This is a genomic window from Rossellomorea pakistanensis, assembly GCF_016908495.1.
Lineage (GTDB): Bacteria > Bacillota > Bacilli > Bacillales > Bacillaceae_B > Rossellomorea > Rossellomorea pakistanensis.
In genome coordinates, this window is the sequence record NZ_JAFBDZ010000002.1 from 356,370 (window position 1) to 369,348 (window position 12,979).

Sequence of the window (12,979 nt, forward strand, 5' to 3'; positions counted from 1 at the left end):
ATCATTCCAGCTTACCCCATGCATAATTTGTCTCGAAAGTGGTAATTCACAACTTTTTGATTTTGTGCACAAAAATCTAAAAGAAATGCACCAGTACAAGAATCTTATTTTGTGCACAAAAAATGACTAAGAAACGCACGAGATTTAAAATTTATGCAATATATGGGGTTATATTCAAGAAGAGAAACAAACTAACAGCATAATTTAAAAAGCAGAAGTTGTTAGAATGAGAACAACTTCAGTTTTTTTAATAGGTTCACATTAGATAAGAAAAAAGTAATTCCAATTTTAAATCCCTATTTGAATAAATACTAAAAGATAGTTAGATAATAGAATAGATTTATTTACTGTTGAATATATAAGCAAATTATTATATATTAATATCCGGATGGAGCAGGGAGGTGTGCGTTCATGCAAGGAACGATTATTGAAATGGAAAAAGCGGCAACGATTTTAAAATTGTTAGGTGACAAAACACGTCTAACCATGGTGAAAATTTTAGACTCAAATGATTGTTGTGTTTGTGAATTTGTTGAAATATTTAAAGCTAGTCAGCCTGCGATTAGTCAACATGTACGAAAGCTAAAAGATGCTGGAGTAGTCGGCGAAACAAGAAGGGGACAATGGATTATTTACTCATTGAATAAAGATAGTGACTATTATCCATTAGTTCAAAGCCTACTGCAAAATCTTCCAGATCAAGATTATCGATTAGAAGAACTGAAAGAACAGGGATTACGGATTTCGTGTGATTAAGAGGAGGTTTCAATTTTGACATCAGTCATTTTAGCATCATTAATTTTTTTAACAACACTCGTCTTGGTTATTTGGCAACCAAGAGGTTTATCGATCGGATGGTCAGCCTGTGGAGGGGCAATTCTCGCTTTAATTGTTGGAGTAGTTGATTTTAACGATGTCATCGATGTGACATCCATTGTATGGAACGCTACCTTAGCCTTTATTGCCATCATTATTATTTCCTTAATACTAGATGAAATTGGATTCTTCGAATGGGCAGCTCTCCATATGGCAAGAACAGCGAAAGGGAACGGGGTTCGAATGTTTGTGTATGTATCGGTACTAGGTGCATTGGTAGCAGCATTTTTTGCGAATGATGGGGCAGCTCTTATATTGACTCCGATTGTATTGGCCATGGTTCGAAACCTCAACTTTAACGAGAAAATGGTTTTCCCGTTTATTATTGCAAGTGGATTTATCGCGGATACTACATCTCTGCCACTAGTGGTGAGTAATCTGGTCAATATCGTCTCGGCAGACTTTTTTGGGATTGGATTTGCAGAATTTGCTTCAAGGATGATCATTCCAAACCTTTTTGCATTAGGTGCCAGTATTTTGGTTTTATATCTGTTTTTCCGAAAAAGCATTCCGAAACAATATGATATGGCTCAGTTAAAAGAGCCTGTGGAAGCTATTCGAGATATAAGAATGTTTCGTTTATCTTGGGGTGTGTTAGGAATACTTCTCATTGGGTATTTTGCTAGTGAATTTACAGGTGTTCCTGTGTCCATCATTGCGAGTGTTGTGGCCATTTTCTTTCTTCTTATGGCCAGAAAAAGTCAGGCTGTGAACACTCGTACCGTTATTAAAGGTGCTCCTTGGGCAATCGTCTTTTTCTCCATAGGAATGTATGTAGTAGTGTATGGCTTAAGAAATGAAGGGCTAACGACTATTTTAGCGGATCTTATTCAAGTTACAGCTGATCAAGGCTTGTTTGCTGCAACTGTAGGTATGGGCTTTATTGCAGCCATTCTTTCCTCGATTATGAATAATATGCCGACGGTTATGATTGATGCCCTTGCAATCGCAGATACCGATACAAGTGGTGTGATAAGAGAAGCCCTTATTTATGCCAATGTCATTGGATCCGATTTAGGTCCGAAAATCACGCCAATCGGATCGCTTGCAACGTTGTTATGGTTGCATGTCCTATCGCAAAAAGGTGTTAAGATTTCATGGGGAACTTATTTTAAAACAGGACTTATTTTGACGATCCCAACACTGTTTATTACATTAGTTGGTCTCTATATATGGTTGTTCATTATCTACTAAACACTAAAGGAGAAATTCATCATGTCGAAAAAAACAATCTATTTTTTATGTACAGGTAACTCTTGCAGAAGCCAGATGGCAGAAGGATGGGCGAAGAAATATTTTGGTGATGAGTGGGAGGTCAAAAGTGCTGGTATTGAAGCACACGGTTTGAATCCTAATGCGGTAAAAGCGATGAAGGAAGCTGGAGTGGATATTTCCAAGCAAACATCGGATATTATTGACCCTGAAATCCTTCATAATGCGGATTTAGTGGTTACTTTATGTGGGGATGCGGCTGATAAGTGTCCTATCACACCACCGCATGTGAAACGAGAACATTGGGGCTTTGACGATCCTGCAAAAGCGGAAGGAACAGAAGAAGATAAATGGGTCTTCTTCCAAAGAGTACGTGATGAAATTAGAGATCGAATGAAACGCTTTGGTGAAACAGGACAATAATCCAATTAAATAGGGCTGTCCCAAAAGGGGGCGGAACCATTATGTTTGTCCATATAGAAGATGTTTTGAGCTTTTCTTCTAAATGGAAGTCGGGTTCCTGACACCTTTGTTTAGGACAGCCCCGTTTTTTATGAGCATTTAATAGAATTTTCATGTAAATTACCTTATACTTAAGTTTTCTTACCCACGTTCTAACCCAACTACTTTTACCAGACTGTATTTCTTCATATTTAGCTTCTAATATTTTTTAGTGTTTGCAACATCAGCTTCCAAAAATCTTCTAAACATCCAATTCTAATCCAAAATATGTTTGAAAAATAACAACTTCTATAAAGCTAGTTGTTTACCAAGAAAACCTTATAGAAGTTGAATTTTTTATTATAATAGATTGGATTATTGATTTTTGTTGTTAAAGCTAACGGCAATTTGAGTTCCTACTTTAGCATTGTGTTTTACTAATTCGATATTGGCATCAAGACTTTTGCCGTTCGTTAATTCTTTAATTTTTCCTAGCAGGAATGGGGTGCTATCTTTACCAAAAATATGATTTTCTTCTGCTTCTTTGATGGCTTGGTCGATGATTCCGTTGATATACTCTTCGTCCATTGCATGTTCTTCAGGAATCGGGTTGGCGATTACCGCTCCACCTTTAAGGTTTAATTCCCATTTCGTTTTTAATGTTTCCGCAATTTCATCGATTGAATCAGTAGAGAAGTTTAATAGGTGCTCACTATTTCTTGTGTAGAATGCTGGCAGACACTCTGTTTCATATCCAATGACAGGAACTCCTTTTGTTTCAAGGTATTCTAGTGTAAGAGCTAAATCGAGGATGGATTTAGCACCTGCACAAATCACGGCTACATCCGTTTGCGCTAATTCTTCAAGGTCAGCGGAGATATCCATAGTCGTTTCTGCCCCTTTATGAACTCCACCAATACCACCTGTTACAAAGATTTTGATATCTGCTAAATCAGCACAGATCATCGTTGTTGCAACTGTAGTAGCGCCTAGTTTTTTTGTTGCGATAATTTGGGGAAGGTCACGTCTTGATACTTTCGCCACATCTGAGCTTTTACCGAATAATTCTAATTCCTCATCTGTTAAACCAATTTTAATTTTTCCATCAATGATCGCGATGGTTGCTGGAACAGCCCCGTTATCACGAACAATTTGTTCCACTTCACGAGCTGTTTTTACGTTTTGCGGATAAGGCATACCATGCGATATTATAGTAGATTCTAATGCTACGATTGCTTTTCCTTCCGCTTTTGCTTGTTGTACCTCTGCAGATAATTCAATATATTTTTTCATTTACATTGCCTCCATATCTAACATTAGTTGTTTTTGTGATAACTCTTGTCTAACGGTATACTTTGACATAATCGTTTTATGGGCATTGACCAAACCAGATTTGATAATGTCCTCAATTTCTTTCTTCTGTAACCAGGAATAAATAACTCCTGAACAGAATGAATCTCCTGCCCCTGTAACATCAGCGACCATTGGTGTTTCAATCGCTGGAAAATATTGAATCTCCCCATTTTCACTGCCTGTCATTACACCCTTTGATCCATTCGTTACAATGACATTTTTTACTCCTAACGCTAACCATTTTTTTACTGAGTTTTCCCAATCTTTTTCATCAATGATTTTACTATTCATAAACGTTTCTGTTTCATCTTTATTGACGATGAGCCAACTTACCGCACTCAACGTTTTGGGAAGCCGATCCATTTTGGGAGATGATACAGGGATAATGACTAAAGGAATACTATGTTTTGATGTGAAAAAACAAAGGAAATCAATGGTTTCACATGGACAGTTCAAATCCACCACAATACATTTCGCTCTTCTAAGAATATGACTATTTTTTATCAACAGCTCTGGTGTAATATTTTCAAAAACGTCCATATCTGCTAATGCAATCGATAAATCTCCATTCCTATCTAAAACGGCTGTATAAGATCCAGTCGATGAATGTTCAAATTGAGCGACATGTTCTAAATTCATAAATGGTGACGATAAATCATAAATCTCTTCCCATTCTGAATCATGGCCACTTGTTGAAATCAAGGTAACTTCCTCACCTAATCTCCCTAAATTCTCAGCAATATTTCTTGCTACTCCACCAACCGTCCTAGTAGATGTGACGGGATTAGACGTTTCATTTGTCATTTCATATTTTGCATAGAATTTCCTATCTACATTAGCTCCGCCAATGCAAATAATAGGGGATGTTTCATTTAAAACATAAGCTTTACCAAAAACATACTCTTTCTTAATGAGTCCAGAAATAATCGTCGCAATCGACGACATTGGCAATCCGACTATTTCCGATAACTCATGTTGTGAAATAAATGGATTTTCCCTAATCATCCCTAAAATGAATTCTTCATTTTCATTCATATCAGAAGTCATCGTTACACCTCCTTTTAAACAAATGTTTATATATTGAACATATGTTTAGAATACGTTTTCAATTTTGGGTTGTCAACAGTGTTCTCAATGAAAATGAAAGCGTGATTCCATTTTTTAACTTCAAAAGTTGTGAAGAAAACGAATGAAAAGGCAGTCATGAAAGGATTAAAAGTAAATAAGGGGAGTAACTCACTACTAAATTTTGGCGACGGTAGGGGATCATCGATTTTGCTTTATCCCATTTTCAAAAGTACAAAAATCTTTTTTATTCCATCAAATCTGTACTCTTATAATCATGTTACGAAAAGTCTTTATAAGTGCCGTCAAAAGGCTACTCTCTCATAATTACATGACGAAAATCTTTTTAATACCATCAAATCGCTGCCCCACTCATATTCAAGGCATAAAAAATTTCATATTCCAAGGTTGAGCCAAACAAAAAAATGCCTCATCCGCTTTCTTTTTGGTTGAGGCATTGTCTATTAAGTTTAAAGAAATTGCTGGTTATGTAAACATTGTTGTTATTTGAAAAGGGGGTGGCTGGTTGCAGCGAAAGGATGATCGCTTTCCGCGGGTCGGGCGGTGAGCAGCCTCGTCGCCTTGCTCCTGCTTAGGTCTCACCTGTCCCGCTTCTCCCGCAGGAGTCTCTTACCTGCAGCGAAGGCCAACCTTTTTACAAAAATTTATGATCTTAAAAAACAACAACCTTTTAGAAAACAGTCAAAGAATACAAGCGTTAACTAACGTGTTTTTTATATTCACCCATTATGCTTGATTTATTTTTCGCAAATGGTTTTGAAATTTTAGCCAATAAGCGATTATTATCTAGCAATGTTGGTAGACTCATCCCAAGAATAATAATGACAATTCCTACTATTTGCAGCGTAGAAACGGTTTCACTTAATAATAGGACGGATACCATCACAGCGATTGGCAATTCAATAGCACTCAAGATCGATGACATCCCTAGCCCAACTTTAGGGACGGCTATAGAGAATAAGAACACTGGAATAATGATACCAAATAGCCCTAATGCCAAACCGTAAATCCAAAGCCCTTCGTTAAATAAAGTCCCATTCCAAATAATTTCTGGAGACTGAAATACAGCAGACATCATAAAAGCAAAGAAAGAAACCAATACTAACCGATTTGAGGTTGTCATACTTGCAGTTGCCTTTCCATTAGCAAATAAAAATAGGGAATAACAAAGAGCAGCGGCTAACCCCCATAACCATCCTTGTAAAGGGATCTGAGATAAATCAACATCAATCAATCCAGCTGCTGGTATGGTTCCCGCAATTAAGATGATTAAAGAGATCAATTCAACCCGACTGGGAAATTTGCGTTTTGTTATACAAGAAATCAACATACCGATCCATGTAAATTGAAAGAGTAGAACAACGGCTAAAGAAGCAGGTAAATAGTTTAAGGAACGACCGTATAAAATATTTGTCAAACCAGTAAAAACTCCAGCTAGGATGAGGATTTTCACTCCATCCAAGCTTAATCTTGGTTTGTTTGTTAGCAAGAAAATAAACACTGCGATACAAAAACCGATAAAAAACTGACTTGTTACTGCTTCCGAAACCGTAAAACCACTTTTCATGGCTAGTTTTATAATGGTTGAAACGACACCATAACTACTAGCTGCAATCACGATCAACAAAGGGTACAGATACCTTTTCATCCTTCTCCTCCTATATTTTTTATCTATTTATGATTCTTTTAATGTTCATCTGGAAAAAAATCATAATCTCCAATATAAAACACCACTAGACTTTTTTGCAATCTCTTTTTTGGATATAATGGATGGACTATAGCATCTGTCTGTATGATTTTAGGTCTAACGATTAAAATTAAAGCTTTTTAAAACATTTGTTTTAGTAGAGGGGAGGCTGCTTCATGGATAAGGAGAAACAAATTTTAAATCTGATTAGAATGAATCCTTTTATTTCTCAGCAAGAATTGTCTAGTAAAGTTGGATTATCAAGACCTGCCGTTGCTAATTATATTGCTAATCTGACGAGACGCGGTGAAATCAAAGGGAGGGGTTATATTCTCCGGGAAGAATCATCAATCGTGTGTATCGGAGGGGCGAACACCGACCAGAAAGCACGATCAAATCAGAAGGTACGTTTATATTCCTCCAATCCAGTAAAAATCACTGAATCTTGTGGCGGTGTGGCGCGCAATTTTGCCGAAAACTTAAGTCGGCTTGGCTGCAGCACTTCTCTTATGGCTTGTGTTGGAGACGACAAAGAGGGGAACTGGATACTGAAGGAAACGAAAACGGGAGGAGTTGATATCAGCCAGGTATGGGTGTTCCCAACAGAACGGACAGGGACGTTTACCACCTTATTAGACATTAATGGTGAAAGTATTGTCTCTATGGCTGATATGAATATATACGAAAAAATAACCCCTTTCATGTTCGAGGAAAAATGGTCCCATATCGCTGCCTCACAAGCTGTTTTCTTGGATACGAATATTCCTCAGGAAAGTATACGATATTTGATTAAACGTTGCAGTGAAGAAAATCTTCCTTTGTATATTGACCCAGTTTCTTCAGCCAAGGTGCAAAAGCTTCCCGTACGGCTTGAGGGAGTTGAGCTACTTCTCCCAAATAGAGAAGAAGCAGAAATACTTGCTGAGATGAAAATAGATTCCATCAAGGATTGTCAGTTAGCCTGTGAAAAAATTAGACAACGTGGTGTTCAAAAAGTGATGATCACGCTTGGGGATCAAGGGGTATATTATTTCTCTCCTGAGGAATCAGGGCATTTGCCTCCTTTCAAAACAGATGTCGTGGATACCACAGGGGCTGGTGAAGCCTTTGCTTCATGTGCCATATATGGAATCATGAACGAAGAATCGTTATTAAGTGCTTGCCAATTAGGCCTTGCTGGTGCTGCCCTTACCCTTCAAACGGAAGAGTCAATATCATCACATTTAAAACCCGATAAAATTCATGAAATAGTAAAGCAGTTTACAAGGTAAAATGTCTTTATGTGCTTAAAGCCAGCCTATTCAAGCTTATCATTAAGCTTGGATTGGCTGGCTTTTATAAAAATATGGAAACTCACGGAATTTTCCTAACTATTAACAAAATATGACAAGTGGTAGTGGTTTGTGTAAATGATTGTTAAATATTGTTAATATATGTTGTAAAATTCCATTTTCGAATATATAGTAAACATGAAATAGGACTTTTGCTATATGGAAAGTTCTGTTTTCAAAAAATTAATATCGAAAAGAGGTTATTACGATGGATAGCAATACGAAAATTGTCCAAAGTACGATGGCTCTTATACCTGCGTACCATGAGGTATACAAAACGATCATCTTGGACCAATCGGGTGAAAAGAGGTATAGCACGAAATCGATTCGCGAAATTTTAGAAGAGAACTGCATTGCCAATGGAGCTACTTATGATGGAAGAGTGAAGTCGGTTCGAAAGGCACTCGGTTATGATAAAAAAACACCGCTCATGATTAGCCAACAAGATCGCATCTTTGCCTACCCTACCATATCCCCTGATCATTATGACTGTATTTGGATTTTCTACCGCCACATTGAAACTTTTTCTATGATAGAAGGAAAGCCATATGTCCATTTTAAAAATGGAGATAAACTCAAGGTCAATTGCTCATTAGATACTCTAAAAAAGCAACGTGACAAAACAGCAAATACGATGTTTTATTTTTCCCAGCCTACAAATCTTAGTATATCTATCAATCAGCAAGGGGTGAATAGTTGACCTCAGTATCGTAAAGGTTTTACATAGGTTAATAGAGAAAAACTCTATTAGGGTATCCTCTCATCCACCTTCTCGCTATATAAAAGGTGAGAGGAGGTGATACACATGGCAACAGCGGATTTAACAAGCATGAGACTCCGATTGACATATGATGACGGCGTTAGTGAAGATGGGAAACAAAAATTTCAGTACAAGTCGTACAGTAACATCAATACGGCTGCAACCCCAGACCAGATTTACAATGTATCTCAATCACTATCAGGCTTATCGTCAAAAGGCTTAGTCTTTATTGAGAAAACGGAAAGCTTCGATATTAAGGCCTAACTAAAAAGGTAGAAAATCGTAGGAGGGAGGCATAATAATGGCCAAAACCTTGGAACTTCAATTTACCACCCAGCTTGGTAAATCAGCTAATGTTTCTATAGATGATCCAATCGAACCGCTTGATACAGCCAAAGTAAAGCTGGCGATGGACAGTCTTATCGCAGAAAATGTGATTCAAAGCTCAAGTGGTGCTCTCGTAGCTAATAAGGGCGCACGTGTTGTTGAGCGAAATGTAACAGAATACGAGATTCTTTAAATAGTAGTGTTGTCCTTTTGGAGGTTACTCTGGGAGGGCACGCTTTTTCCTTTTTCAAACCCTTATGCCATCCCGTATAGGAAATAAATGATAAGCAAAAAATTCAGTCAGTATAACAGAGGAATTACATTGCTAAAAACCGCAGTCATAATGGGCCGTGCTCGTACATAACGCAGACTGAAGCAGTTGCTCGATGGTCACAAGATAGCACAAAAAAGTTGAATACGAACTCGTGGATACTGCAGATTTCAATTTACCTTTATTGGAAAAATAAACCATAAAAAAAGCTTCTCGTTGTCTTTTCGGCAATGGGAGCTTTTTGATGAAGAATCTATCGAACTAATCCCTTTATATACATGTAAGTATAGGAAGTTATTTTTTTATGTTTTTCATTTTTTTAAACATACGAGTTGAATGAAATGTTGTGGAGGTATCCTGTCCAAGTTTTAAAAAGGTGACTAGTTGCCATGCTAGTTTATCTTTTTAAAAAGGGTAAAAACAGTTGGGCAATTGTCCCAGTTTTCTGTTAAAGTTGACAATAGTTAAGGGGGACTGGAAAGTATATAAATATAGAATATAGATGAACTCCCCGCCGGGACGTGCCTGTTTGGACAAAAGAAAATCAGGCTACTCTTTGTGGTTTGATTGCATACCGTTCTTCTACAGCAATTGGTTTAAATTAATCCGTTCTTTGAGAATGAAATTTATATACAGACTATACATTATGGGGAAAATAAACCATATGACTTATTGAGAATTTTCTTGCTTTCTTGTACGGTTAAGTTGTTGGATGGAAACGTAACCAGAGTGTACGCTTTATTCATCGATAATTTAAAAAGAAAGGAGACTAACAATATCAATTTCTGTAAGCGTTTTATCGTTTTGGAAGGCACCTTTATTTCTTGGTAATCCTTATATGGTAAAAGAAACATCTACTAAGTATTAGATTCACTACCTCTAAGCATATCCACATCGTAGAGCTATTCCGCTATAACCCTAAAAATTAGCCGCTCCTAAATTTAATTATTTCCACAACTGCTCATAAATGTATGGCTAATTTGATGATTTAGAAAAGAGAGGAGAAAATGCTATTATTAATTATCAGTTTCTAAGAACATTTCTAATTTTGGTATTATTTTTACTGGCTCTTCCGTTTGCTGTGTCAGCAGAGGGAGATTCCGGAGCCAACGATAGCAGCAATAAGCCGCACCTTGACTACCAAGGTAAAACTCCTGAATTCCGAAATGTATCTGTACATGATCCTTCCATCATAAAAGATGGAGATACCTTTTATGTGTTTGGCACTCATATTGAGGCTGCCAAATCAACAGATTTAATCAATTGGACAAACTTTACCAATGGTTATAGCACGCCAAACAATGCGTTATATGGAAATTTATCAGAAAATCTAGCTGAGTCTTTTAAGTGGGCAGGTGAGGATGATGCTGATAGCGAAGGCGGTTATGCCGTTTGGGCTCCAGATGTTTTCTGGAATGAAGACTATGTAAACGAAGACGGTTCCACTGGGGCTTATATGATTTATTACAGTGTATCTTCTACTTATATCCGTTCCGCTATTGGATATGCGGTATCTAAAGCTATTGAAGGACCGTATGAGTATGTAAACACGATCATCTATTCAGGTTTCACAGAAGAAGAAGCGTATGACAATAATAGTGAAATAAATAAAAAATGGACCAGCACACATATTGATGAGCTTATTGCTCAGGACACGTTAAGCGGACCAAACTCTGATTGGTTTAATGACAACGGGTCCTATAATAACAGCACGTTTCCCAATGCGATAGATGCTAACTTGTTTTATGACGATGATGGCAAGCTATGGATGGCGTATGGTTCTTGGTCCGGCGGAATTTTCTTGTTGGAAATCGACAAAACAACAGGAGAGCCCATCTATCCGGGTGAAGATGGGACAACAGATGATGGCAGACTTGTTGACCGGTATTTTGGCACAAAGATTTCAGGAGGATTTGGAAAATCCGGAGAAGGTCCTTATGTGGTTTATAACGAGGAGACAGATTACTACTACTTATATGTAACGTATGGCTGGTTAGGGGCTGATGGCGAGTATAATATGAGGGTTTTCCGCTCATCTAATCCTGATGGTCCATACGTTGATGCAGCAGGACAAAGTGCTGTGCTGCCAGGGGACGTCGATCATTCTCCTTATGGAAACAAGTTAATGGGTCACTTCTTATTTGAAAGGAAAGTGGGTGATCCTGGAGCAGGCATTGGTTACGGATATGTTTCTCCAGGACATAACTCCGTTTATTATGATGACAAAACAGGAGAACAGTTTTTAGTTTTCCATTCCCGTTTCCCTGAAAGAGGAGAGGAACATGAAGTACGAATCCATCAAATGTTTATGAATAAAGAAGGCTGGCCGGTCGTTGCCCCTTATCGTTATGGAGGAGAGACCCTAGAAAAGGTGAACCGACAGAATCTCTCAGGTGACTATCGATTCATTAACCATGGCAAAGATATTTCAAATGAAATACACAAGGATGTTACCATAACACTTGATAAAAATAATAATATTAGCGGAGCAGTCAGTGGTAAGTGGAAGAAAACCGGCCATAATGAAGCGGAATTGACCATTAATGGGGAAACTTATAAGGGCGTCTTTATACGCCAGTACGATCCGGTTTCCAAACGTTTCTTAATGACATTTACGGCTTCGTCTGAAGATGGTAGATCCGTCTGGGGTAGTAAGCGGGAGATGGGTAGAACGGACGCAGAAATTGTAGCGGCCGTGAAAGAAGACTTAAGCTTAGATAATCTAAACAATGTAGTTACCGATTTAACGCTTCCTACCGAGGGCACTCGGAATACACAAATTTCGTGGAGTTCTTCTCAGTCGGATGTGGTTTCTGAACAAGGTGAGGTAACACGTCCTGAAGCTGGCGGTGGAAGTATTAAGGTTACGTTGACAGCTACGATAACGAAAGGCGATGTAACCGAGTCGAAAAGCTTTACTGTTACCGTGTTACCGAAAGACAAGAAAGAACTGACAGCCCATTATTCGTTTGAAGGGGATTTAACAGACAGTACCGGAAACTTTGGGATTGGTACCTTAACTGGGAACCGCATAGATAATACCGGCGGTTCGATTAGCTACCAAGAAGGGAAAGTTGGCCAGGCAGCCGTGTTTGACGGAAATTCCGGTGTTCTTCTGCCGGACAACCTAATCACAGGAACTAGTTATTCTGTTTCACTTTGGTTAAACCCAAGCCGTTTGACTGGTCATACTACTAGCTTTTTTGGGGCACGGGATTCAAGTAATTGGATTAGTTTGTTACCTGGTGGATTCCCTGGTGATAGCAACGCCGTTGTTTGGTCTGGGGGATCTAGTTTTACCGATGCGAACACAGGTATCCAGCTTCCAACTAAGGAATGGACCCACCTAGCGTTTACGGTAGAGGATGGAGAAATAACCGTTTATGTGGATGGAAATGAAGTCCTGAACGAAACGGGTTTCAATAACGTCTTTACTACAAGTAACAGCCAGTTTAGTTTAGGTGTCAACTGGTGGGATACGCCTTATCAAGGGGTGATGGACGAGTTATTTATCTACAAAGGGACGCTTTCAGCTGAAGAAGTTGAAGATTTGGCAAATCCAACGTCTGACTAAGTTGTCCAGAAGAATTTAGATAGAAAGAAATAGAGGGGCGATCTCTTATTAAGAGAAAGCC

General features: G+C 38.2%; 11 protein-coding genes. 8 read left to right on the forward strand and 3 right to left on the reverse strand.

What is annotated here, in order from left to right; all coding sequences use genetic code 11:
- Window positions 1-411: 411 nt before the first annotated feature.
- The 3 genes from JOC86_RS09495 to arsC are packed head-to-tail and all read left to right on the forward strand — an operon-like array spanning window position 412 to window position 2,511.
- Window positions 412-756, forward strand: a complete 345-nt coding sequence (locus JOC86_RS09495) for an ArsR/SmtB family transcription factor (protein WP_205171253.1) — start codon at window positions 412-414, stop codon at window positions 754-756.
- Between the two features lie 15 nt (window positions 757-771).
- A complete protein-coding gene (locus JOC86_RS09500) occupies window positions 772-2,070 on the forward strand; it encodes an arsenic transporter (protein WP_205171255.1) in 1,299 nt (432 codons plus the stop codon).
- Window positions 2,071-2,091: 21 nt separating this feature from the next.
- A complete protein-coding gene (gene arsC / locus JOC86_RS09505; protein ID WP_205171270.1) occupies window positions 2,092-2,511 on the forward strand; it encodes an arsenate reductase (thioredoxin) in 420 nt (139 codons plus the stop codon).
- Window positions 2,512-2,904: 393 nt separating this feature from the next.
- Here the strand turns inward: arsC and JOC86_RS09510 are convergent, their stop codons facing one another.
- The 3 genes from JOC86_RS09510 to JOC86_RS09520 all read right to left on the reverse strand — a co-directional run bounded on the left by JOC86_RS09510 (window position 2,905) and on the right by JOC86_RS09520 (window position 6,616).
- Window positions 2,905-3,822, reverse strand: a complete 918-nt coding sequence (locus JOC86_RS09510; RefSeq protein ID WP_205171272.1) for a pseudouridine-5'-phosphate glycosidase — start codon at window positions 3,820-3,822, stop codon at window positions 2,905-2,907.
- Window positions 3,823-4,917 carry a carbohydrate kinase gene (locus JOC86_RS09515; RefSeq protein ID WP_205173472.1) on the reverse strand — a complete coding sequence of 365 codons (1,095 nt, stop codon included), beginning with the start codon at window positions 4,915-4,917 and terminating at the stop codon, window positions 3,823-3,825.
- A gap of 748 nt (window positions 4,918-5,665) precedes the next feature.
- Window positions 5,666-6,616: an EamA family transporter gene (locus JOC86_RS09520; RefSeq protein ID WP_205171274.1), complete on the reverse strand. Its 951-nt coding sequence runs from the start codon at window positions 6,614-6,616 to the stop codon at window positions 5,666-5,668.
- A 215-nt stretch (window positions 6,617-6,831) separates the two neighbouring features.
- On the opposite strand from JOC86_RS09520, the gene JOC86_RS09525 reads away from it, so the two are divergent.
- The 5 genes from JOC86_RS09525 to JOC86_RS09545 all read left to right on the forward strand — a co-directional run bounded on the left by JOC86_RS09525 (window position 6,832) and on the right by JOC86_RS09545 (window position 12,918).
- The gene (locus JOC86_RS09525) at window positions 6,832-7,926 is read left to right on the forward strand and encodes a PfkB family carbohydrate kinase (RefSeq protein ID WP_205171276.1); all 1,095 of its coding nucleotides are present in this window, start codon (window positions 6,832-6,834) and stop codon (window positions 7,924-7,926) included.
- 268 nt (window positions 7,927-8,194) lie between these two features.
- A complete protein-coding gene (locus tag JOC86_RS09530; protein WP_205171289.1) occupies window positions 8,195-8,686 on the forward strand; it encodes a competence protein ComK in 492 nt (163 codons plus the stop codon).
- A gap of 105 nt (window positions 8,687-8,791) precedes the next feature.
- Window positions 8,792-9,010, forward strand: coding sequence for a DUF1659 domain-containing protein (locus JOC86_RS09535; RefSeq protein ID WP_205171292.1), 219 nt, complete (start codon window positions 8,792-8,794; stop codon window positions 9,008-9,010).
- A 37-nt stretch (window positions 9,011-9,047) separates the two neighbouring features.
- Entirely contained in the window at window positions 9,048-9,266 is a 219-nt protein-coding gene (locus JOC86_RS09540; protein ID WP_205171295.1) for a DUF2922 domain-containing protein, read from the forward strand.
- 1,126 nt (window positions 9,267-10,392) lie between these two features.
- Window positions 10,393-12,918: a LamG-like jellyroll fold domain-containing protein gene (locus JOC86_RS09545; RefSeq protein ID WP_239587506.1), complete on the forward strand. Its 2,526-nt coding sequence runs from the start codon at window positions 10,393-10,395 to the stop codon at window positions 12,916-12,918.
- Window positions 12,919-12,979 lie beyond the last annotated feature (61 nt).